Annotated in this window: 24 protein-coding genes; 2 read left to right on the top strand and 22 right to left on the bottom strand. The window is 30.4% G+C overall.

All coding sequences use genetic code 11. The features are described from left to right. Positions 1–5 precede the first annotated feature (5 nt). The 22 genes from atpE to ACK2WO_RS01265 form a co-directional block, all read right to left on the bottom strand. A complete protein-coding gene (gene atpE, locus ACK2WO_RS01160) occupies positions 6–251 on the bottom strand; it encodes an ATP synthase F0 subunit C (protein ID WP_178411376.1) in 246 nt (81 codons plus the stop codon). Between the two features lie 102 nt (positions 252–353). Further along, positions 354–1,106 (bottom strand): F0F1 ATP synthase subunit A, encoded by a 753-nt coding sequence (atpB, locus tag ACK2WO_RS01165; RefSeq protein WP_414698163.1) that lies wholly within the window; start codon positions 1,104–1,106, stop codon positions 354–356. A 3-nt stretch (positions 1,107–1,109) separates the two neighbouring features. Then, positions 1,110–1,541 carry an ATP synthase subunit I gene (locus ACK2WO_RS01170; RefSeq protein ID WP_414698164.1) on the bottom strand — a complete coding sequence of 144 codons (432 nt, stop codon included), beginning with the start codon at positions 1,539–1,541 and terminating at the stop codon, positions 1,110–1,112. Positions 1,542–2,055: 514 nt separating this feature from the next. After that, a complete protein-coding gene (locus tag ACK2WO_RS01175) occupies positions 2,056–2,505 on the bottom strand; it encodes a deoxycytidylate deaminase (RefSeq protein ID WP_414698165.1) in 450 nt (149 codons plus the stop codon). Between the two features lie 152 nt (positions 2,506–2,657). Continuing rightward, positions 2,658–3,110 carry a ribose 5-phosphate isomerase B gene (rpiB, locus tag ACK2WO_RS01180; protein WP_270839822.1) on the bottom strand — a complete coding sequence of 151 codons (453 nt, stop codon included), beginning with the start codon at positions 3,108–3,110 and terminating at the stop codon, positions 2,658–2,660. 129 nt (positions 3,111–3,239) lie between these two features. Continuing rightward, positions 3,240–4,286 (bottom strand): L-threonylcarbamoyladenylate synthase, encoded by a 1,047-nt coding sequence (locus ACK2WO_RS01185; RefSeq protein ID WP_414698166.1) that lies wholly within the window; start codon positions 4,284–4,286, stop codon positions 3,240–3,242. 104 nt (positions 4,287–4,390) lie between these two features. Next, positions 4,391–5,074, bottom strand: coding sequence for a ZIP family metal transporter (locus ACK2WO_RS01190; protein ID WP_414698167.1), 684 nt, complete (start codon positions 5,072–5,074; stop codon positions 4,391–4,393). A 142-nt stretch (positions 5,075–5,216) separates the two neighbouring features. Continuing rightward, positions 5,217–6,284: a peptide chain release factor 1 gene (gene prfA / locus ACK2WO_RS01195; RefSeq protein WP_006441172.1), complete on the bottom strand. Its 1,068-nt coding sequence runs from the start codon at positions 6,282–6,284 to the stop codon at positions 5,217–5,219. Between the two features lie 52 nt (positions 6,285–6,336). Continuing rightward, positions 6,337–7,203, bottom strand: coding sequence for a peptide chain release factor N(5)-glutamine methyltransferase (prmC, locus tag ACK2WO_RS01200; RefSeq protein WP_414698168.1), 867 nt, complete (start codon positions 7,201–7,203; stop codon positions 6,337–6,339). A 52-nt stretch (positions 7,204–7,255) separates the two neighbouring features. After that, positions 7,256–8,155: a DUF1385 domain-containing protein gene (locus ACK2WO_RS01205; protein ID WP_414698169.1), complete on the bottom strand. Its 900-nt coding sequence runs from the start codon at positions 8,153–8,155 to the stop codon at positions 7,256–7,258. A gap of 192 nt (positions 8,156–8,347) precedes the next feature. Continuing rightward, positions 8,348–8,548 carry a 50S ribosomal protein L31 gene (gene rpmE / locus ACK2WO_RS01210; protein ID WP_040410747.1) on the bottom strand — a complete coding sequence of 67 codons (201 nt, stop codon included), beginning with the start codon at positions 8,546–8,548 and terminating at the stop codon, positions 8,348–8,350. Positions 8,549–8,650: 102 nt separating this feature from the next. Further along, the gene (gene rho / locus ACK2WO_RS01215; RefSeq protein WP_178411540.1) at positions 8,651–10,051 is read right to left on the bottom strand and encodes a transcription termination factor Rho; all 1,401 of its coding nucleotides are present in this window, start codon (positions 10,049–10,051) and stop codon (positions 8,651–8,653) included. Positions 10,052–10,249: 198 nt separating this feature from the next. Further along, positions 10,250–11,167, bottom strand: a complete 918-nt coding sequence (galU, locus tag ACK2WO_RS01220; protein WP_178411534.1) for a UTP--glucose-1-phosphate uridylyltransferase GalU — start codon at positions 11,165–11,167, stop codon at positions 10,250–10,252. Between the two features lie 488 nt (positions 11,168–11,655). Beyond that, positions 11,656–12,564 carry a Ppx/GppA family phosphatase gene (locus tag ACK2WO_RS01225; protein ID WP_414698170.1) on the bottom strand — a complete coding sequence of 303 codons (909 nt, stop codon included), beginning with the start codon at positions 12,562–12,564 and terminating at the stop codon, positions 11,656–11,658. Between the two features lie 19 nt (positions 12,565–12,583). After that, complete coding sequence (locus ACK2WO_RS01230) at positions 12,584–12,826, bottom strand: RNA-binding S4 domain-containing protein (protein WP_178411532.1); 243 nt, start codon at positions 12,824–12,826, stop codon at positions 12,584–12,586. A 144-nt stretch (positions 12,827–12,970) separates the two neighbouring features. After that, positions 12,971–13,249 carry an HU family DNA-binding protein gene (locus ACK2WO_RS01235; protein WP_178411531.1) on the bottom strand — a complete coding sequence of 93 codons (279 nt, stop codon included), beginning with the start codon at positions 13,247–13,249 and terminating at the stop codon, positions 12,971–12,973. Between the two features lie 225 nt (positions 13,250–13,474). Next, the gene (mazG, locus tag ACK2WO_RS01240; RefSeq protein ID WP_414698171.1) at positions 13,475–15,073 is read right to left on the bottom strand and encodes a nucleoside triphosphate pyrophosphohydrolase; all 1,599 of its coding nucleotides are present in this window, start codon (positions 15,071–15,073) and stop codon (positions 13,475–13,477) included. A gap of 32 nt (positions 15,074–15,105) precedes the next feature. Beyond that, positions 15,106–16,719: a putative polysaccharide biosynthesis protein gene (locus tag ACK2WO_RS01245; RefSeq protein WP_414698172.1), complete on the bottom strand. Its 1,614-nt coding sequence runs from the start codon at positions 16,717–16,719 to the stop codon at positions 15,106–15,108. Positions 16,720–16,941: 222 nt separating this feature from the next. After that, positions 16,942–17,955 carry a peptidylprolyl isomerase gene (locus ACK2WO_RS01250; protein ID WP_414698173.1) on the bottom strand — a complete coding sequence of 338 codons (1,014 nt, stop codon included), beginning with the start codon at positions 17,953–17,955 and terminating at the stop codon, positions 16,942–16,944. A 101-nt stretch (positions 17,956–18,056) separates the two neighbouring features. Next, positions 18,057–21,473 carry a transcription-repair coupling factor gene (gene mfd, locus ACK2WO_RS01255; RefSeq protein ID WP_414698174.1) on the bottom strand — a complete coding sequence of 1,139 codons (3,417 nt, stop codon included), beginning with the start codon at positions 21,471–21,473 and terminating at the stop codon, positions 18,057–18,059. A gap of 131 nt (positions 21,474–21,604) precedes the next feature. After that, positions 21,605–22,165: an aminoacyl-tRNA hydrolase gene (gene pth, locus ACK2WO_RS01260; protein ID WP_006441159.1), complete on the bottom strand. Its 561-nt coding sequence runs from the start codon at positions 22,163–22,165 to the stop codon at positions 21,605–21,607. 71 nt (positions 22,166–22,236) lie between these two features. Continuing rightward, a complete protein-coding gene (locus ACK2WO_RS01265) occupies positions 22,237–22,899 on the bottom strand; it encodes a prepilin peptidase (RefSeq protein WP_414698175.1) in 663 nt (220 codons plus the stop codon). A gap of 394 nt (positions 22,900–23,293) precedes the next feature. On the opposite strand from ACK2WO_RS01265, the gene ACK2WO_RS01270 reads away from it, so the two are divergent. Both ACK2WO_RS01270 and ACK2WO_RS01275 read left to right on the top strand, forming a co-directional pair. Further along, positions 23,294–23,716, top strand: coding sequence for a hypothetical protein (locus ACK2WO_RS01270; RefSeq protein ID WP_329982135.1), 423 nt, complete (start codon positions 23,294–23,296; stop codon positions 23,714–23,716). 295 nt (positions 23,717–24,011) lie between these two features. After that, on the top strand, positions 24,012–24,482 hold the full coding sequence (locus ACK2WO_RS01275; RefSeq protein ID WP_414698176.1) for a hypothetical protein: 471 nt from the start codon (positions 24,012–24,014) through the stop codon (positions 24,480–24,482). Positions 24,483–24,524 lie beyond the last annotated feature (42 nt).

Below are 24,524 nucleotides of genomic sequence, written 5' to 3' on the forward strand. Positions count from 1 at the left end.
CCGTCCTATAACCAAGGATTAACGAATATAAGAATTATCGCTATTATAAGTCCGTATATAGCTGTTGATTCTGCTATGGCAGCCCCAACTATGAATGAAGACATTATTTCACTCTTAGCTTCTGGCTGATTACCAACTGCTTCTGCTAGTTTACCTGCTGCGTAACCCTGTCCTAAACCTGCTCCTATACCTGTAAATACTGCTATACCTGCTCCTATTGCTGATCCTGCAACTGCTATTGCTGTAGCCATATCCATAATAATTTCCTCCTTTGGCCTCTTGCCCTATAAATTTTCTTTTGATTTTATTTTTTAATATTATTTATATTAATTTTGATTTTTGCCTTTAAAATTTTATTTTGATTTTGCTAATTTTTTAGCTTCTCTTTTTTTAAGTAGACTAATATCTACCGCGTTGCTTATGAATACCATTGTAAGCATTATAAATATAAATGCCTGAATTGTACCTGCAAATATATCAAAGTATAAATGAAGTGGTACCGGAATTAAAAACTGTGCAAAAGGTATTTTAACTCCAGGAATCAACTCTGAAATAAATGCCATAAGCTTATAGAATAACATCATTATAAGCGTACCACCCATTATATTACCGAATGGACGGAAACTTAATGAAATAGGTCTTGCTATTTCTCCGACCAAATTTATTGGTAGTAATATCGGTGTCGGTTCTATCATGTCCTTGAAACATGCTCCACCGTTGAATCTGATAGATACTGCATATATTAGTATTACTGTTATTGTAGATAGTGCTAATGTAGTATCTAAGTCGACTGTTGGCGACCTGAGACCGATCAATGGAACTAAGTTAGAACACAAGAAGAATAAGAATAAGCTTCCTATATACGGAACTATGTTTGGTATTCTCTCTACCAATTCTTTCCCCATTGTCGTCTCGACTAAGTTGTAAAGTTTGAGAACAGCATATTCGAGGAATACCTGTACCTTACTCTCTGGAACCTTCTTTAGATTTCTCGTTAGAAGATAAGACGCTATGGCAAGACCTGCTATTATCAACCAGCTAACTATTACTGTTTCGCTAAGTCTAAACCCATGAATATCTACTAACCATCTTGCCTGAGTATTCATCCATTATGCCTCCTTTCTCGAAAAAATAGCTGTCAACTTCTGTGCCAATAAGACTATTTGTGTACTCAAAAGTCCTAGCGCAGCAGTAACCATACTTAAAAAGTCCAATTTAGCTGCTAGTAGTAAAACTACTGCATATATTGCGAATCTAAGGAAATATCCTCCCGCAAATTTTAATTGAACCATTGTTTTACCTGCTTGATTCACCATATTCTCTGTAGATGATGCAAGCATACAAAAATTAAATATTGAAGCTGCACTTCCTATTACTAGTCCTAGAACAGCTGCAACATCTAAATTCAAAACACTACCCATAATACTATCTCTATCTAGAGATAATTTGGAACATATCAGTAAAGCTATAATAACAACTATGTCAAAAATAATTATTCCTTTTACAACAGCTTTAATCTGACTCTTTACATTTGGGTCCATCAGATCACATCCCTTTTTTTGAAATTATTTTTTCATCATATTAATCAATTATACCCTAATAATGGGATAAGTAACACAGTGTATTATTTATTTTTATCCATTTTTTTAAAATAATAAATTAAAATTTTGTTTATTATTAATTTAAACTATTGATTTTTTACAATAAAGCTATCTTTTTTAATTAAGTCAATATCTGAATAATTTGAAAGATGCATGATTTTTACCTTTGTATTTTGTATATTTTTAAAAACTAACTCATTATAGAATATTTTTTTAAAGTTATCAACCTTATTTTGTCCTTTTTACAAAATTTCAATTTAAATTCTTCTTGCTCTAAGTTTTTTCACATACTCAACTGTCTATGCTAGTTATTGCAACGCCTGTAAAAAACTTTTTCCTTTAATTTCATATCCATCAAAGGTCTTTTGATAAGCTTTTCTTATGTTTAAATAAAAAAAATAACCCCAAAAAACTACTTAACATAATTTTTCGGGATTATCTTATATGTATTCTCTTATATCTCTTCAGGATATTTTATCATCTCTACTCCTGCTTCTTCTAATAATTGTGTTGATAAATCGTCTGGATAATCTCCTTTGTATATTATTTTTTTAATTCCAGCATTTATACACATCTTTGCACATAGTACACATGGTCTAGTAGTTACGTATAAAGTTGCATCTTTTATACTAACTCCATTGTAAGCAGCCTGTATTATAGCATTCTGTTCTGCATGTAACGCTCTACAAAGCTCATGTCTTTCTCCAGATGGTATGTGCATCTGTTCTCTTTTACATCCAATATTTTGACAATGCTCTAAATTTTTGGGCGCTCCGTTATATCCTGTAGTAAGTATCTGTTTGTCTTTTACAATTATAGCTCCGACCTGTCTTCTTATACATGTAGATCTTTTCTTTACTACCTCTGCAATTTCCATGAAATATTCGTCCCATGAAGGTCTCATTGTAAATCACTCCTTTTTAAGCAATTATAATCTTTAAATAATAAATCTTTATTATTTTTTAATATAATGATTTTATAAAAAATTTTTATAAAAAAACTGCCCTTTTATATAAATTATAAAAAGGCAGTAGTTATCTCTAAATCAAAATGGATTTATTTTGTGTATTTTTTTTCTATATCCATTAACATATCTACTCTAGTCTGATGTCTTCCACCTTCGAATTCTGTATCAAGGTATGCATCTACTATATCAAGAGCAAGACCTGGTCCAACTACTCTTCCACCCATTGCAAGCATGTTTGCATTGTTATGAGCTTTAGTCATTCTAGCTGAGAAAGTATCACTTACAACAGCACATCTTATTCCAGGAACTTTATTAGCTGCTAAAGATATACCTATTCCTGTTCCACATACTAATATTCCGCAGTCTGCTTCTCCGTTAGCAACTTTAAGTGCTGCAGCTTCTCCATATTCTGGGTAGTTTACTGAATCTGTTGCGTTGTTAGTTCCAAGATCCATTACTTCTATCCCTCTTTTTTCAAGGTGAGCTATTATAGTCATTTTTAAATCATATCCACCGTGGTCACAAGCTAATGCTATTTTCATTTTAAAATCCTCCGTCTCGATGTAAATTTTATAAATTTTACGTCCTATTAAGGACTTATCTATTATATTATAACATTAATCTATTTTATAGTACATTAGAAACTAGTTAAAGAGTTTATATTATATACATTAATCTGCATTGATTATTCTGTATCCAGCAGATTTTAAAAGTCTATTCATTATTGCCTGTCCAACACCACAACTTTCAAAGCATACTGAATAAACTATATCCATTTTTGCTTCGTCCATTTTTATAAGTGCATCAAAAAGATTTGATGCTACTTCATCATAATCTTTACCTAAATCTACAATATAATCGCATTCAAATTTATCTACATCTTTGCTCATGCACATTATTCCTGTCTTTTTATTTTCTGCATGATTTTTTTTAGATAATTCATTCATTTTTACAATTACATTATTTTCTTCACCTTTTACTATATATACCTGTGCATTTGGTGAGTAGTGTTTATACTTCATACCTGGAGCCTTTGCCTTTATATTATCTTCTTTTTTACTTAAAGACGGATCTATACTAACATCTCCAAGTACTTCTTCAAGCATTTCTTTTGTAATACTTCCAGGTCTAAGTATCATAGGTTTATCTTCACTAAAATCTACAACTGTAGACTCTAATCCAAAGTCGCAGTCTCCTCCCATAATTATTCCAGAAACCCTTCCACTCATCTCCTTAACAACATGTTCCGCCTTTGTTGGTGATGGTCTACCAGATATATTAGCTGATGGTGCAGCTATTTGAGTTTTAGATTCTCTTATAAGTGCATTAGCAATTTTGTTTGAAGGCATTCTAATTGCTACTGTTGAAAGTCCTCCACTGGTAACATTTGGAACAATTTCCTTCTTCTTAAGTATTATAGTAAGTGGACCCGGCCAAAATTCATCCATAGCTTTTCTAGCTTTTTCACCTACTTCTAAAGCTATCTTATCAACTTCTTCAACATCCGCTATATGAACTATAAGGGGGTTATCACTTGGACGCCCTTTAGCTTCATATATTTTTTTAGTTGCATTTTCGTCCATTGCATTTGCACCTAATCCATATACTGTCTCAGTTGGAAATATAACAGTTTCTCCATTTCTAATTTTCTCGGCCATTTCTTTGATTATATCTATATCTATATTATTTTCATCTATTTTCTTTATAACTGTTTCCATAAATCCACCAACTCTCTATTGAATATTTTTCTATAATCTAGTTATAAATAATATACAATATTTTCTATAACTAGACTATAGATTTCACTATTAATACATACTTTTTAAGCTATAGATTTTACTATCATGATTCCACATATTACCCCTATTATAGTATAAATACTCTTAGATTCTGGAATCATCTCGTCCATAACTACATACAACATCATACCTGCTGCGATAGAAAGTAGTACTCCTGTAATTGCAGAAAAAATTTCTCCAAAACTAGAACCTATAAAACACCCGATAGCTATTGGAAGTCCAGCTATCATAGACATTATAACAGCTCTTTTACCACTTGCCTTGTTGCATATAAATCCAAGTGCAAGTGCCAATCCTTCTGGTAAATTATGCATACCTATTGCAGCTGCCATAGCAATTCCCCGTTTTGGTTCTGCTAAAAAGGTAGTACCTATTGCAAGTCCTTCTGGTAAATTATGCATTATTATACTCATAAGCATTAAATATCCAGATGAATTTTCTCCATTGATTTTAACTCTTTCCTTAAGAATTTTTGTAACTAAAGCTCCTAAGAGTATCAATATAACCGCGTACAAAATCCCTATGCTTTCAATAGCTTCCTCAACCAAATCAAACATAACCAGTGAAAGCATTATTCCTCCAGATAATCCCATAAAAAAGCTCATATATTTTGAAGCTTTTTCATTGAATAATACAGCAAGAACTCCTCCTATTCCTGTACCAATTACTCCTACAATTAAACCAATTAGAGTGATTTTTAAAATCAAAATCCCTGCGCCTCCTCTATTTTCTCTAAACACAATTAAAAAGTATTTAAAAAAGTGTCTTATCCTCGAATTCAATTCAATAATAAGACACTTTCTCATTCATTTTTATACTAAATCTAATCTATGATAATTCTACTTTAAATTAGTTTATAGCAGTCATTTTTTCAGTCTGGTCAACTGTTATTAAAGCATCTATCATTTCATCTATGTCGCCATCAAGGAATGAATCTAATTTGTATAGAGTAAGATTTATTCTGTGGTCACTTATTCTTCCCTGAGGGAAGTTGTAAGTTCTTATTCTTTCAGATCTATCTCCTGTACCAACCTGGCTCTTTCTTTCTGCTGATATTTCTTTCTGCTGATCTGCAAGAGCTCTATCGTATAATCTAGCTTTTAAAACTTTCATAGCTTTTTCTTTATTTTTAAGCTGTGATTTTTCGTCCTGACATGATACAACTTCTCCTGTTGGAAGATGTGTTATTCTTACTGCAGAGTCAGTAGTATTGACACACTGTCCACCGTTTCCAGAAGCTCTGAAAACGTCTATTCTTATATCATTGTCATTTATTTCTACTTCAACATCTTCTACCTCTGGTAATACGGCAACTGTAGCTGTAGAAGTATGTATTCTTCCTCCTGATTCAGTAGAAGGTATTCTCTGAACTCTATGGACTCCTGATTCATATTTTAATCTAGAATATGCACCTTTACCTTTTATCATAAATGAAACCTCTTTGTATCCACCAACACCAGTTTCATTTGAACTTAGCATAGATACTTTCCATCCTTTTCTTTCTGCATATCTTGAGTACATTCTTAATAAGTCTCCTGCGAATAGAGCTGCTTCGTCTCCACCAGCTCCACCTCTTATTTCGACTATAACGTTCTTTTCATCGTTAGGGTCCTTTGGTACAAGAAGTAGTTTTAATTCTTCTTCTAATGGTTCTACCTGACTTTCCATATCAGATAATTCCATTTTAGCTAATTCTCTTAATTCTTCATCTGATTCTTCCTGAAGTATTTCTTTTGATTCAGCTATAGCATCTAATACAGCTTTATATTCTCTGTATTTCATTATAATTGGCTCTAAATCTGCATGTTCTTTCATGTATTTCTGCCAAACTTTCTGATCGTTTATTATTTCTGGATCAGATATTTTTTCTGTTAAATCTTTATATGTATCCTCTAATACACCTAGTTTTTTAAGCATTTATATATTCACCTCGTCAATTATTCTCGTATTCCGTCAATTTATCATTATATCATAGTTTTGTGCCTATAACAACTCTATCAATACCTGGTAAATCCTTCTTTGTATATATTTTTTCGTATCCATAACTTTTCATTATATTAGAAACATCTTCTGCCTGGTCATGTCCTACTTCATAGGCAAGTATTCCACCTTTTTTTAAATATTTTACAGACCCTTCAGTTATACTTCTATAAAAATCTAAACCATCATCTCCACCTTCTAAGGCATTATACGGCTCGTAGTCCTTAACCTGTGTGTGAAGTGTAGGTATTACATCTTTTCTTATGTATGGAGGATTAGATACAATTATATCTAATATCTCCCCTTCTCCTTCCAATGCAGAAAATACATCTGATTTTATAAATTCAGTTCTATCATCTACTCCATTAGATTTTGCATTTTTAGCACCTATTTCAAGCGCTATATCAGATATATCAAATGATTTTAAAAAGCTATTCTTTATATAGTAAGCCAAACTTACTGTAATAGCTCCAGATCCCGTTCCTATATCTAGTATATCTATTCTATCTTTTTCTTTGTATTCTTTTGCTGAGCAGATGTTTATAATCTCATCAACCAATGTTTCAGTATCAGGTCTAGGAATTAAGACACCTTCCTGTACATAAAAATCGAGTCCCATAAATTCTCTATTTCCCACTATATATGCAACTGGTCTACCTGATTTTCTGTCCTCTGCCATTTTTTTAAATTCAGTTAATTTATCCTCGTCTATTTCTTTATTCAGATTCATGTGTAGATATAATTTATCGACATCTCCAAGAACTTTCATAAGCATTACTTCGACATCTAATCTTGGGCTATCACTTATATCCGCAAACTCATCTGTATATTTTATAATAATATCTCTTATCGTCATCGAATCACCTTTTTTAATTTTTATAAACATATTCTGTTTGTAATATATGCTTTTATAACACAGCCTTTAATGAAGCAATTGCAACTTCTAGCTGCTCATCATCTGGCTCTTTTGTAGTTAAATACTGTAACATCATACCAGGATAAGCTATCATTCTTGTAAAAGCATTATCGTATTTCCCAAGTATCCTTATTATTTCATAAGCTATTCCAGCTACTACAGGTATACATACTATTCTCATAAGTATTCTCATAAGTGGGTTTGGCCATCCAAAGAAGGCAAATAGTATTATAGAAGTAGCCATTACTATAAATAAGAAGTTTGTCCCACATCTAGGATGTAATCTTTTAAATTCTCTAGCATTTTCTACTGTAAGCTCTTTTCCACTTTCATAACAGTGTATACTTTTGTGCTCTGCTCCATGATACTGATATACCCTTTCTATATCTTTATTTTTAGATATAGCGTAAATATAAGCAAATAGTATTAAAATCCTTATAACCCCTTCTATAAGGTTAAGTACAACATCATTATTAATAAATTTAGCAAAAAATCCACCAGCAAATGTTGGAAGCATTACAAACAGTCCAACAGATAATATCACTGCTATTACCATAGATACCATTATTAAAACATCATTTGCCTTATCTCCAAACATTTTTTTAATAAATCTATCTATAGCATCTTCTTCCTCTTCTCCTGTTTCTTCCATATAAATATCAGAAGAATAATTTAAACTCTTCATACCATCTATCATAGTTTCAAAAAGTATGAACATCCCCCTTAAAAAAGGTATCTTATCTATATGTTTATTTCTAACCCAACTATTTATTCTCTCTGTTTTTACTTTTATTTCTCCGTCTGGTGTTCTAACTGCTACAGCTTTCTTTTTATCGCCTTGCATCATGACACCTTCAATTACTGCCTGTCCGCCTACTGCTTTATAAGACATGAAATCCCCCCTTTTATAATATAACTTATTTTATAATATATCTTAATGTATTATAACATAAGTTATTTTATTTTTTTTATTTTTGTATTTTAAATTATAACACAAATAAAAAAGGCAGATGTTTATATATCTTCAATATAAATTGAAAACATATAAACACCTGCCTTATAATAGCTAATGTGTCTATTTTTCTTATTCCATGTTGAATCTTTTTTTGAATTTGTCGATTCTTCCACCTTTTTCTATGTTTTTCTGTTTTCCAGTGTAGAATGGGTGGCATTCTGAACATATTTCAACTCTTATTTCGTCCTTAGTTGATCCAGCTATGAAAGTGTTTCCACATGCACATCTAACTTCAACTGGTTTGTAGTTTGGCTGTATATCTTTTTTCATTTGTTTCACCTCTTTCTTTATTTTTAATAAGTATGTAAACTTGTCTTTTACAATATCAACTACATCATTATATCATAATTAAACAAACGATTCAAGAAGATTTTATAATGACTTTAACATACTTATGAATTCACTATTATTTTTTGTTCTTTTTAGCAATTCTAACACTTTATCTGTAACTTCTAGCACAGATTCATTGCTCATTTGTCTTCTCAGTGTCCATAGAGTAGATTTTTCTTCTTCTGTAAGAAGTAAATCTTCTCTTCTAGTTCCTGATTTGTATATATCCACTGCTGGGAATATTCTTTTTTCAGCTAGTTTTCTATCAAGATGAAGCTCCATATTACCAGTTCCTTTAAACTCTTCATATATTACATCATCCATTCTAGACCCTGTTTCAACAAGTGCAGTTCCAAGTATGGTTAAAGAACCTCCCTGTCTTATATTTCTAGCTGCACCAAAGAACTTTTTAGGCCCATGAAGTGCACCAGGATCTAACCCTCCTGAAAGTGTTCTTCCTGTTGGAGAAATAGTTAGGTTGTAAGCTCTAGCTAATCTAGTGATACTATCTAATAATATCACAACATCCTTACCATGTTCAACTAATCTTTCCGCTCTATTAAGTACCATTTCTGCAACTTTAACATGATGGCTTGCTACCTGGTCAAAGGTAGAATAAATTACATCCCCTTCTATAGACTCTCTCATGTCTGTTACTTCCTCTGGTCTTTCATCAATTAAAAGAACTATCAGCTCAACGTCTGGATGATTTTTAGTTATGCTATTAGCTATACTCTTTAAAAGCATTGTTTTACCAGCTTTAGGTGGCGCAACTATTAATCCTCTTTGACCTTTTCCTATTGGAGATATAAGATCTATAAGTCTAGTAGCTATATTATTCTGTGTAGTTTCAAGAGTAAGTTTTTCTTCAGGATAAATCGGTGTAAGTAATTCGAAGTTTCTTCTTCTTATAGATGTTTCAGGATTTTCATCATTTACTTTTTTTACATATATAAGCGCTCTAAATTTTTCTCCACTCTTAGGGCTTCTTGTTATACCCATTATTTTATCCCCTGTCTTTAGATTAAATCTTCTTATCTGTGATGGAGATACATAAACATCATTTTCTGTAGATAAATAATTAGATCCTCTTAAAAATCCAAATCCATCTGGTAATATTTCTAAAACTCCCTCTGCATCTTCTTTGTCCTCTTCAGGAGTTCTATAGTCTTCTTTTGACTTTGCATCTAGGTTTTTATTGTCTTTATTGTTTTGTCTTTGATAGTTATTATTATTTTTTTGATTTTTGTTATTTTCTTCAACACCGTTTGTATTTTTTTCTAAATTTATACATTCAATGCTTTCATTTTTAGAGCCTTCTTCTCTAACTTTTTCTAGAATTTTTTCTATTAGCTCTATTTTTTTATATTTTGTAACTGATTTTATTCCCATTTCCTTAGCAGTTTCTCTAAGCTCATTTAGAGTTTTTGATTCTAGCTGCATATTTATACTCAATCTTAAAACCTCCTATTCAATAGCTACTATAATCCAGCTATTAAAGATAAAAGTACTGTTATACTAGTAAGTACCATTACTCCAGCGGCACCTATTGCTATTACTTTTGTCATCATCTTTTGTTTTTTTGCCAATATTATCACCTTTTATTTCTAAAATTAATAAATTATATTTTAATTTATATAATTATTTATTAGTATTTGTTTTTACCACTTTTTTAGGTTCTTCATCGTGTTTTTTGCACACTTTTCTTAAATAATCAAGGAATCCATCTTTTAACTCTTCTCTTTTTAGCGCAAAATCTACAGTTGCTTCAAGGAATCCTAATTTATCACCTACATCATATCTTTTTCCTTCAAAATCATACGCATACATAGCTTCTTTTTTAGATAATTCTTTTAAGGCGTCTGTAAGCTGTATTTCATCACCTTTTCCTGGGGGTAAATCTGAAAGTATATCGAATATTTCTGGTGTTATTATATATCTACCTAGTATAGCTAAGTTAGATGGAGCTTTGTCAGCATCAGGTTTTTCAACAAGGTCTTTAACTTTGTAAACTCTATCCTCTATAAATTTAGCATCTATTATACCATATTTATTTGTATCTTCCTTAGCTACTTTCTGTACTCCTAATATAGTAGTTCTATACTCATCATAAGCATCCATAAGCTGTTTTAAGCATGGTTCGTTATTGTCTACTATATCATCTCCTAGCATTACAGCAAAAGGTTCATCACCGATAAAGTGTCTAGCACAGTACACAGCATCTCCAAGACCTTTTGGCTCTTTCTGTCTTATGTAGTGTATATTTATCATATTAGATATATTCTGAACGATTTCTAGTAATTCTGTCTTTCCTTTGTGTTCAAGCTCTAATTCAAGTTCAACAGATTTGTCAAAGTGATCCTCTATTGATTTTTTATTTCTTCCTGTTATTATAAGAATTTCTTCTATTCCAGAAGCCACAGCTTCTTCTATTATATACTGTAAAGTTGGTTTATCAACTATTGGTAACATTTCTTTCGGCTGTGCTTTTGTTGCAGGAAGGAATCTTGTACCAAGACCCGCTGCTGGTATAACAGCTTTTCTTACTTTTTTCTGCATATTCTTATCCTCCATTGATAAATAGTGTCTATTTAAAATATCCTATAAAGTATCATTGTATATTTTAACACTGATATACTTATTTTGCCATCTTATATGCGTTTTTTTATTAAAAATTCATATTTTCTTAATGACATAGATTTATTTTTATTTATTTTTTAGAATCTCTATAAATATACAAATAAATCCATATTATATAGTATATTATTTATACAATATACCTTAATTATATTATCTTATATATAATAATGCATATTATATATTATCCACAAAACAATCAACATATCCACATGTTATTTTTACTAATATTCCTCTATTTTTTGAGGCTTAATTATTTACTTTACCCAAAATTTCTTTTTTAAAACATATTTTATCAACATTTTTTATACTTTTATCAACAATTTATCAAGAGATTTATACACATTTTGTTGATAACTTTTAACTTATCAACCATTTATTAACAGTCTATCGCTTATTAAGTATATCATTTATAATATACTTGAGTACGCAATACCCTCTAAGTTATCATACTCACTTACTACAACCTCTTTTTTTGATAGATTGTCCATTATACATATTAAAATTTCTGTTCCAGCAGCTATTATATCTGCCCTTTTAGGTTGTAGTCCGTTTATATGCTTTCTTTCCTCATCAGAGCAACTAACAAATTTATCCATCATTTTCTGTACTTCTTCTCTAGTTATTACACTTCCATGTACTTTCTCCATAGAATATACTTCTAGATTTTGATTTACAGCAGAAAGAGATGTTATAGTTCCACCTATTCCACAAACACATTCTATTTCTTTTTCATTAAGATATGATACTATATCTTTTATTTGCTCGTTTATAAACTCCCTCATATCAGAAAAAGCTGAATCACTATAACCTTCAGATAAGTATTTTTCTGTAAGTCTAAGCGCTCCTATGTTTATACTTACATTTCTTTCTATTCCTTCTTTATTTCCAAATATAAACTCTGTAGATCCTCCGCCTATATCTATAACTAAAATATCGCCTTCTTTGTCTATTCCATTTGTAACACCAGAAAATCCAAGCTTAGCTTCTATTTCACCGTCTACAACATTTACATCTATTCCGGCTTCATCCTTAGCTCTTTTTATAAACTCACTTCTATTTTTGCTATCTCTAAGTGCAGAAGTTCCCATACAATAAATTTTTTCACATCCGTAATCTAAACATTTATCGTGGTATTCTTTTAGTGCGTTTATATTTCTTTCCATAGCCTCTTCAGTTATAAAGCCATTTTCATCGACACCTTGGCCTATTCGAGTAGTATTAACATATTTTTTTCTGTTAGTAAGCTTATTGTCTATTAAATCTGTAGTAAGAAGTCTCATAGAATTTGTTCCTATGTCTATAGCACCTATTTTCAATTTTCTTCCCCCTTACAAATTAATTAATCTGCTCGTAAAGCTCTTTAGCATCATTCTTTAAAACATGTTCTCTTATTTCATTTATTTTAAATTTCATTACCTTTTCGCCAAATGTTATTTCTAATTCATCTCCTATATTTACTTCACTAGATGATTTAGCTACTTTTCCATTTATTTTAACTATTCCTTTATCACAGGCTTCTTTAGCTACTGTTCTTCTTTTTATTATTCTAGAAACTTTAAGAAATTTGTCTAATCTCATTTTATCAATCTCCTCGTCTATATAAATTTAAATACAATACCCATTGTATAGTATTTAATAATTTAAAAATCAATTTATCTTTTATTTTTCCGTATACGCAAAAAGTGCAGCAGAAGCTGCACTTTCTATTATAATTGCGTATTATTATGCATTAACTTTATCTTTTAATCCTTTTCCAGCTTTGAATACTGGAGCTTTAGAAGCTGGTATATCTATAACTTCTTCTGGGTTTCTTGGGTTTCTTCCCTGTCTAGCGGCTCTATCTCTAGTTTCGAAAGTTCCGAATCCTACTAACTGTACTTTTTCCCCTGAAACTAATGCTTCTTCAACAGATTCCATAAAAGCATTTAATGCTGCTTCTGCTTCCTTTTTAGTTAACTCACTTTTTTCTGCCATTTTTGATACTAATTCAGCTTTATTCACAGTATCTACCTCCTAAGTTTATTTATATATTCATCGTTCTCCTAGTATCTTAATTATATTCCTTCTAGGATTCGATTTTTATACTACCTCAAATCAAAGGCTATTCTATAATAATAACGTAGCTACCTTGTAATTGCAATAGATAGACGCTTTATTAATCTATTTTTTTATAATTATTTGTTGGTAGATTATTATAAATCTACTTTATTTTTACTTTTTATTGTATTATCTTTCTAATTCCTTTGCCTGATCCCAAAACTTATCCATTTCTTCAAGAGACATTTCATCAAAAGTCTTACCAGATTCTATTATTTTTTCCTCTACAAATCCAAATCTATTAACAAATTTATCTGTTGTAGTATTTAAAGCCTCTGTTGTATCGACATCAAGGAATCTTGCAAGATTAACTATTGAGAATAATAAATCTCCCAATTCTTCCTTTATGTATTGTATCTTTATTCTATGGTATTCGTCAAGCAATTCGGCATTTTCTTCTCTGATTTTTTCTAAAACATACTCTTTATTTTCTATATCGTCAACTGAATTTATACATTCTGATATTTCTTTAAGCTTTTCAGGGTATTCATCTGCAACAAATCCTTCAAAATCAAGTTCATACGCTTCTCTTACTTCTTCGTATTCCTCTTCAACCTTAGAAAATACATCGTATATATCATCCCAATCAAAGCCAACTAAGGCAGCCTTATGCTGTACTTTTTCTGCTTTCATCAATGCAGGAAGATAAACAGGTATTCTCTTTATTCCCTCTGTAATTGTACTTTCGCCTTTTTCTTTTTTCTTTATTTCTTCCCAAGTTTTTTCAAACTCTTCTCTATTTATATTTGCATCACCAAATATATGCGGATGTCTTGTTATAAGCTTTGTACATATTCCATTAGCAACTTCGCCTAGGTCAAACATTCCCTCTTCCTTACCAATCTGGCAGTGGAATATTACCTGAAGAAGTACATCACCTAATTCTTCTATCATCTCGTCTATATCGTCATTTTCGATTGCATTGTAAAGCTCATAAGCTTCTTCAATAACAGAATTCTTTAGAGATTCATGAGTCTGTTTCTTATCCCAATCACATCCATCTGGAGCTCTTAATTTATCCATTATAAGCTCTAAATCGTGAACTGTATTATATTTTTTATTTTCTACCTTAGGAACATAAAGGCTTGTTAAGTAATCGAATTCATTTTCAGCCCAGTCTAACTCACAAAGTCTAACTTTTTTAATGAATTCTTCTCCCTTTATTCCAGCTCCTCTTACAATATAAACCTCTTGCTCATCGTCGTATCTATCCATAAGATATAACTTAACTTCTGAAGCTATAAACTCATCGTATACCTGAGTAACTATTAGATTTATGTCAGTATCTATATAAGATGTCTGCATTTCAAATGCATCTACTAATCTAAATCCATTTGAAGGGTCAAATGCTAAAGCTTCAAACATAGCATCTACAAAACTCATTGAAGCCACAACATTTACATCTATATTGTTCTCTTCAGCTAATTTTTCAATCATATCTACTGTCTTTTCTGCAACTCTAGGATGCCCAGGAACAGCATAAACCACGTCTTCACTTTTACCTTCTTCAACTATAAACTCAGATATTTTTCTATAAACATCATCAAAGTCATCATTTTCATTGTAAAAATGGTCTAGTGATTCAAATTTTGTCAATTTTTCAAGATCTTTTACTACAGGATGTTTCTCTGTTCTTAAAAATACTTTTTTAGAATTTTTAAGAGCTTCTATTGCACCATAACTTATTAAAGATAAATCTCCAGGCCCTAAACCAACTATCTTTATCATAATCTACCACCCTTTATAAATTTATAATCGTTTTATTTTATAAGTCTAACTTTTTTAAGTAATTTATATATTTTATCGCCTTTAGGCATAGTTTTTATTTCTTCCTCTGTTATTGCCCCAATTCCTAAAAGAACTACAACATATACTACAGCACCTACTATTATAGATAGTAGTGTAGCTATTGTATTTCCTAACATTGGAGATGTTACAAAGTATGCTAACTTAACAGCTGCAAACATTGATATAACAGTTATTAAAGGTTTTATTATGAATTCTCTCTTAGAGAATTTTACGCCCATTGCTTTTTTAACGAAAGCTATATTTATTATAGCTGCAACTGTATATGCAGTTACTGTACCTATTGCAGATCCAAGTACGTTTATTGAAGGTATTGCAGTTAATGTATAACTTATAGTTATTTTAAATGTCATACCAACTATTAAAGCTATAACTGGAACTATAGCTTTACCCATTCCCTGAAGTATTCCTGTTAATGTCTGTATTAATCCAAGGAATATTACACAAGGAGTAAGTGTAAATAGTATTGTACCTACTGTTGCAGGTTCTGCTGGGAATAATAATTTCATTATTGGTCCAGCAAGTGAAGCCATACCAAACGCACATGGTAATACTATTATTAAAGTAACTTTTACAGCACTTAGTGTATCTTTTCTAGCTTTTTCCTTGTTTCCTAATGCATAAGCCTGAGATATAGATGGAACTAAACTCATACTCATAGCAGTAGTTATAACTGCTGGAAGGTTTATTATAGACATAGCCATACCTGTAAGCTGACCAAACATAGAGTTTGCTTCTTTTAGGCTATATCCAGCAACAATTAATCTTCTTATAACTATACCGTTGTCTACCATATTTACAAGTGGCATAACTGATGCCCCTATAGTTATTGGAATTGCAACAGCTAATAAGTTTTTAAATATTATACTAAAGCTTTCTTCTTCAAATCTTTTACTTTTTTCTAATCTTTCTCTTCTGTCTTTAGCACCTCTTGCAAATGCAGCAAGTAAGTAAATTATTGATGCTAAAGCCCCTATAGCTGCCCCAGATATTGCACCTGCTGCCCCCATAGTTGGCCCAGCTGATTTCATAAGCATATAAGCTAGTCCTAAACCTAGAACAACTCTAAATATCTGTTCTACTATCTGAGATATGGCAATCTTAGTCATATCTTTCTGACCCTGGAAATATCCTCTATATGCTGACATAAGAGGTACTATTATTAGGGCTGGAGCTATGGCTCTCATTGAATTTAGCGCATCTGGATTTTTTATAAATTTAGTAACTATCCATTCCGCACCGAAGAAGAATATACAGAACGAAATTATACCAGTTATGAAAAGCACCTTGCTAGATACCTTAAATACCTTGTTCGCTCCTCTTTCATCTCCTATCGCTAACTTTTCAGAAACTAGTTTCGCAACCGCAGTTGGGAATCCTGCTGTAGCTAGCGTTAAAAATAATGTATATACTGGATAGGCGGACTGATAATACCCCATCCCTGTCGATCCTATCATATTTCCTAGAGGTATTCTGAAGAATGCACCGATTATTTTAACGGCAACACCAGCTATCCCTAGAATAAGTGCTCCTTTCAAGAAAGAGTCTTTAGTTTTATCTTTACTCATAATTTTCCTCCATCTTTATTTTATATAACAGATTTTACTATACCATATTTCAAGTTAAATATTCAAGTTTACGCATTAATTTCTTTGAATTTCTAACGTTCTCAGAGTTTTCTAAAACATTTTTTATTCGATTTTTTACAAAAAAATAAACTGTTTTCTCAATTTTTTTATCAAGAAAACAGTTTATATTGTGTTTTAAAAAATTATTCTTCTTAAATTATATTATTTTTCTACAAATTCTGCAGATTCTATTACTTTATCAAATTTTTCTATTTTAGCTTTTTTCTGAAGTGCTGCTATTTTTTCACCATATTTATTTTTTATTATCTCTTCTTTTATACCTTCTTTAGCTTCTTCAAAGCTAGTAGTTTCTTTTATTCTATCTGTTACCTTTATTATATGGTATCCAAAATCAGTTTTTACAAGGTCTGATATTTCTCCTGGCTCCATACCAAATGCCGCTGCTTCAAACTCTGGAACCATCATACCTTTTCCAAATGCTCCTAAAGCTCCACCCTGTGCAGCACTACCTGGGTCATCAGAATATTTTTTAGCAAGTTCTGCAAAATCTCCACCAGCTTTTACTTCTTTTAAAACTTTTTCAGCCTTAGCTTTAGCTTTTTTCTGGTCTGCTTCTGGAAGAGGTTTATTCTGGTCATCTGTAGTTTTTATAAGTATGTGAGATGCTTCAACCTCATCTTTTTTGTACTCGTCTATATGTTCATCATAGTATTTTTTCATTTCAGCATCTGTAACTTTTTCTTCTTTATAGAATTTTTCCTGAGATTTCTGTATTAATAAACTTAATTTAGCCTGTTCTTTTAAGAATTCATCAGTTACACCTAGCTCTTTAGCTGCTCCTTTTAAATCTTCATTTGAATTAACAAAAGTTTTTAAATCGTTATAAGAAGCCTGTATTTCTTTATCTGTTGGCTTTAATCCTTCTTTTTCTGCATCCTGAGCTAGAACTTCTGCATTTATCATCTGATCTAGTACTAATCTTTTATATTTATCTTTGTATGAAACTCCTGTCTGGTCTTTTTCTTCCCATTTATCAGCTCCACCTATATTAGCTTCTACAGAATCTTTGTTCATTTTTAGCATGAATTCATACTGTCCTAAAGTTATTTTTTTCCCATTTACATCTGCAACAGCTTCATTTAAGTCTTTCTGCTTACAAGCAACTAGAGATAAACTCATTAGCCCTGCAAGTACAACCGTCATCAATTTTTTCAAATCGACACCCCTTTTCTAATTTAATTTTAGTTAATCATCATACATCTATATCTTATCATGTAGTGATTTTTATTGCTACTTATCTTTATTTTTTCGTTTTTCTATTTTTTCTCTTCGTCTTCTTTTTCAAATTTTTCCACATATTCTTCTAACAATTCTTGTATTTCTTCAACAACCTTATATCCAACCTTAGATTTTACTCTATATCTCATGTAAGGGTTTAAGAATACTTCATTCTTAATTTGATATACTTTTTCGATTTTAAGTTTTTTACAAAGAGATTTTATATACGCTATAGATAATAGTGTCTGAGTAGGTCTTGGTATATCAGAGAATCTATCCTCTAATTCTTCCTGAACCTCGTACATATCTTCTTTGCTGTCGATTGAAGCAATTTTTTTGTACATTTCAATCTTAGCCATTTCATCTTCTATATATCTATCTGGTATATATGCATCAACAGGAAGGTCTATTTCTACATCTACCTCTACTATTTCAGGCTCGCCCTTAATTTTTCTAATAGCTTCGTTTAGCATCTTAACATATAAATCGTAACCTATTACAGCCATGTGTCCATGCTGCTGAGCACCTAAGACATCTCCAGCACCTCTTATCTCAAGGTCACGCATAGCTATCTTAAATCCAGATCCAAACTCTGTAAATTCTTTTATAGCTTTTAATCTCTTCTCTGCTATTTCACTAAGGCTCTTATTTCTCTCGTACATCAAGAACGCATATCCCTGTCTAGTACTTCTACCAACACGACCTCTAAGCTGATAAAGCTGAGCAAGTCCCATCTTATCTGCATCGTAAATTATCATTGTATTGGCATTTGCAATGTCCATACCCGTTTCTATTATAGTAGTACATACAAGCACATCAAATTCCTTCTGCATAAATGCTATTATAATATCTTCAAGAGTCTTTGAGCTCATTCTACCATGTGCAACAGCAACTCTAGCATCTGGAACTAATTTTCTAACCTTGTCTGCAATTCCTTCTATTCCCTCTACTCTATTGTAGACGAAGAATACCTGTCCACCCCTTGAGATTTCTTTTTCAATTTCATCCTGAATAATACTATCTCTAGCTTCTGTAACATAGGTTATTACTGGATGTCTTTCCTGTGGTGGCTCTTCTATTACAGTCATATCCCTTATTCCAGATAATGACATATGAAGAGTTCTCGGAATTGGTGTTGCAGATAGAGTAAGAACATCTACAGTATTTTTTACTTTCTTTAAAGTTTCTTTGTGCTTAACCCCAAATCTCTGCTCCTCATCTATTACAACAAGTCCAAGCTTTGGAAGCTCTATATCTTTAGAAATTATTCTGTGTGTACCTATAAGTACATCTACCATTCCTTTTTTAGCATCTTCTATGATTTTTTTCTGCTGTTTAGGAGTCTTAAATCTACTAAGAACCTCAACTCTTATTGGATAATCTGCAAATCTTTCACTAAATGTGTTGTAATGCTGCTGTGCAAGTATAGTCGTAGGAACAAGTACAGCAACCTGTTTTCCATCCATACAAGCCTTAAATGCAGCCCTTATAGCGACTTCTGTTTTTCCGTATCCAACATCTCCACAGATTAATCTATCCATAACTTTTGGAGATTCCATGTCCTTTTTAGTATCTTTTATAGCTTTAAGCTGGTCATCTGTCTCCTGATATGGGAATTTATCCTCAAATTCCTTCTGCCAAACAGTATCTTTAGAGAATTTATATCCCTTGATTTTTTCCCTTTTAGCATATAGGTTGATAAGTTCCTCAGTCATATCCTCGATTTCTTTTCTAACCTTAGCCTTTGCCTTTGTCCATTCCTGTGTACCAAGTCTACTAAGTTTGACCTTCTCAGCCTCAGCTCCGATATATTTCTGAACCTTGTCCATCTGGTCAATAGGCACATATAAATTATCTCCATCTCTATAGACTATCTTCATGTAGTCTTTCTTAATTCCGTCGACAGTTATCTGATCTATACCTGTATATCTACCTATACCGCTATTTTCGTGAACTACATAATCTCCAGGATTTAAGTCTAGGAATGAGTCTATTTTCTGTGCATTTGTATTTTTCTTTTTCTTCTTTTTAGATTTTAGTCCACTTCTCTGAACTCCGATCATTTCCTTGTCAGTTATAACAGTGAACTTAATATCTCTATACTGGAACCCTTCGCTAATTGCAGCTTCCATTATTATAGCTTGAGATGATTTTATCTCTGTATCTCTTTTTTTAGCTATCGAAGTTTCAACATCGTATTCAAATAAAGCTTCTTTTAATTTTTTTGCTCTTTCTGAGCTGTTTACTGCAAGGATAATCTTATGCCCAGAATATTTTAATCTCTGAAGCTCATCTGCAAGAATATCTATCTTTCCATTAAATGATGGAACTTCTCTACTGTCAAAATTCAGTATTTCCTTTACATTAAATCCTTTAACAGCCTTTGGTAGTAGAGAGTTTATCACTATATTTCTATCTCCTATACAGTACTCTAAATCTATATAATTGTAGACTAAATTTCCCTGAGATTTTAGTGCAGTTCCTCTTTCCAAATTCATCTTATAACTGTCTTTAAATTCCTCAGCAAAATTCTCGCATCTTTCCTTCATTCTAGATATATCATTTATAAATACTATCGCATTTTTATCTAAGTATTCAAAAATACTCTTCTCTACATCTGGATAGAAGTAGTCTATATAGTTTTCTATTCCATCAAAGTACTCTTTTCTCTCAATTTTATCTATAACAGCTTCTACATCGTCGCTACACACTTTTCCTCTATCTTTTTTCATCCTAGAAACTGTCTCTTCAACATTTTCAGGGTATATAAATTCCCTAGAAGGAGTAAGTATAAACGTTTTCAGCTTATCTATAGATTTCTGAGAAAATACATCAAAAGTTCTTATTGAGTCGATTTCATCATCAAAGAACTCAATTCTTATAGGGTTTTCATATTCAAGTGAGAATATATCAACAATTCCACCTCTAACACTGAACTGTCCAAACCCCTCTACCTTTGACACTCTCTCATATCCTAACGAAACTAACTTTGAAGATAGCTCTTCTATATCTACTATATCCCCTACCTTGTATTTAAAAGTATTATCTAATAATACCTCTTTAGGTAAGTACTTTCTAAGTACCGCATCTGCAGTTGTAACTAGTATTAACTTTTCTTTTTTTGCTAATTTAAGCAGCGTCTTTATTCTTTTCGCTTCCTGCTTTCTATCTTTAGCATCTAAGTAATAAAATCTTATCTCATCTGAAGTTAAAAGCTCTACCTTATCCTTAACGTAGAATTTTAAATCTTCGTAAATCTTTCTCGCTTCATATTCAGTCGAACCTATAAAAATAATAGGCCTTGAAAGATCCTTGAATAGAGATGAAGATATGTGAGCTTTTTGAGCTTGATTTAACCCATTTAAAAGCAGACATCTTCCCTCTACATCAAGTTTTTCTTTAAGTTTTATATATTCCTTTGAATTCTGAAGCGGATTAAAAAATATATCTCCCATTTTCCTTCGCTCCTTTAATTCTCTATATTCTATATTAAATTATTTTCCTTAACTCTAGCTTATTAAGTATATATTTATTAAAAAAATTACTACTCAACTTTAAAATTGATATTTAACTTTAAATAAATTTATTATCCGTTGTATTTATTCATAGCCATGTCGATTCCTTCTCTTATCATAGAATCTATAGCTTTTGCAGTTTTTTCAAACCCTTCGTTCATAGCTTCGTCCTGTTCTTTTGGCACTCTTGAAAGAACGAAATCAGCTAAATCTCTTCCTTTATCTGGCTTTCCAACACCTACTCTAAATCTTGGGAAATCTTTAGTTCCTAAGCACTGAGTTATAGATCTCATACCATTGTGTGTACCAGGGCTTCCTTTTTTTCTTATTCTAAGTTTTCCTACATCTAAATCTATATCATCGTATATCACTATTAATTTGTCTAAATCTGGTTTATAGAACTGATAAAGGCTAACTACAGACTCCCCACTTAAATTCATATAAGTTGTAGGTTTTACAAGAACAACCTTCTCTGTCCCAACTCTTCCTTCTCCTATTAAAGCCTTGTGTTTTATCTTTGTAACACTTATTCCGTATTCATCTGCTAATCTGTCTATTACTTCAAATCCTGCATTGTGTCTAGTCTTTGCGTATTTCTGACCAGGATTTCCAAGTCCTACTATTATATACATTTTTTCTCTCCTTTTTTTAATTAATTATTCAATTTAATTTTGCAATTAGTCTAATTTATTTTTATATTATCCTAAATTATTTTCTCAATTATATCGAGGTAGCACCTTAATATATCAAATCCGAGAATATTCAATATAGCTGCAATAATTATATATGGAGCAAAAGCAATTTTTTTATCCCTGTTTCCACATATAAATCTTATAATCAAAAAGATTGCAGAAACAAGAAAAGAGCCCGGTATCAACGATAACGAACTTTCAAATCCAATAGTCATAGCACAAAGAGCATACACACCTATATCTCCCGTTCCCATCATATTGGTCGCCTTTACTATTAAATATGAAACCAAAGCACATAGCAACCCTGCCAACACACTATCTACTAAGATTTCAACATTTCCATTTAAAATTTTAACTACACTCTGAATTATTATACCACTAAAAACAAGAATATCATACACATACATTGTATAATAATCTATTAAACTTATAATAATTGCTAAAACAAAAAATATAAAATAACTGATTCTATCCAAATTATTTGGATAAATTTTAAAAATAGAGATGATGTATATAAATGTAGATATTATTAAGAATATCTTCAATTTTTTTATATTGATTTTTGTGTAATCCTCTTTTTCGATAAAAGCTTTTACAACTTTTTGTACGATTGTAGAAATTATTATTGCAAATAAAAATGATAAAAATAAAATCTCAAACTTTTCTAAATCCATCTTTGAATTTTCTCTCCTTATATTTAATTTACTTTCTATACTAATAAATACTTCTATCAATATTATTTACAATATATTTTAATTTAATACTTTTATTTTATATTTTATTATTTATTAAAATAATTATATCTCATTATATTTTTAATATATAATTTACTATCTTGTTTATTTTTTCATACAAATTACACTATATCTACATTATTATTTCATTTTTATTTATATTTTGTTACAAAATAATAGTAATTTTTTAGTATATTTATTTTGTAGTTACATAACATTTACAGAAATCGTTTTTTTGTTATTTTTATTTCAATCTATGCTATAATCATAAAAAATAAATTTCAAGGAGGATTTGCACTATGAACCTTAAAAATAAAGAAATTGGTGATTATTTATGAAATTATTTTTAAAAGATGCTAATGATGTAAAATTAAATTCCCCTGATGAAGTAAAAAAAATTACTAATTCTTTTATAGTATCTGTGATAATTTTATTTATTATTCTTCGTTTTATTTTTTCATATAATATTAATCTATTAATTGAAAATGTTTGGTCATTCCAAAATAAATTTTTTAATTTTATTTTATTAAGTTTAATTATAATTTCTTGCATTAATGATATTATTAGATTTATATTTATGAAAATGAATATAAATTCAATACATATAAATGAAAAAGTTATTTCAATTTGTATAATTTTATTATTGATTTTAGATATAGTATCAGCATTGATTTTTAATAAAATTGATTATTTTTATATTTTTATAGATTTTTTATTTATTATCGGATTTTTTACAAAGATTATTAATAAAAATTAAAATACTATAATAATATTCATTTATTAAAGTAAAAATTTTAATCAATTTATAGAAAGGATTGATTTTTTTGAAAAAGAATAATTGTATTAATTTAATTTTAAAATTTATTTTTCGATTTATACAACTTTATCTTATCTTTGCTGCTGCAAACGTAGTATTTGATAATAATTTTAACTTATTAAATTTATCCTCTATTTCTTTAGATAATTTAACTTTTGATATACTATTTTTCATTATTATAGTATTTATTGAATTTAAAGATAGATTTTCTTTAAAAGATACGGAGTGATAGTTCATGTTGTTTGAAAAATTTTTTGATAAAATAAACGAAAAATATATAGATAAAATAAATTTTGAAAGTGTATTTAAAATTGCTATCTGGGCTATGAGTGCATACATTCCACTAGCAATTTTTATATCTATTCTTTCTGGCGATAAATCACTAATACTAAAAATCAATAGCCCTATAGCATATTTAAAAATTTTTATGCTTTTTGTATTTTGCTGTATCTTATCTTATACTGCAATCAAAAATGAACCTTATAGAGATGATAGTAATATCAATTGGAATACTGTCCTCTTAATTCATTGGGAAGCTATTATTTTAATATATCTTCCAGTCAGTTCTTTAGTAGCTATGATTTTTAAAGATTTATCACTTTTAAAACCATACGAACCATTATCATATTTTAAAATATTTGCATGTATAGTATTTTCTTACATATTAGCTTATATAGACTTAAAACGTTCTGATAAAAAAGAATAATACATTTAAAAAGACCAACAGATTATCGATTTTAATCCGTTG

Source organism: Peptacetobacter sp. AB845 (assembly GCF_047528295.1).
Taxonomy (GTDB): Bacteria; Bacillota; Clostridia; order Peptostreptococcales; family Peptostreptococcaceae; genus Peptacetobacter.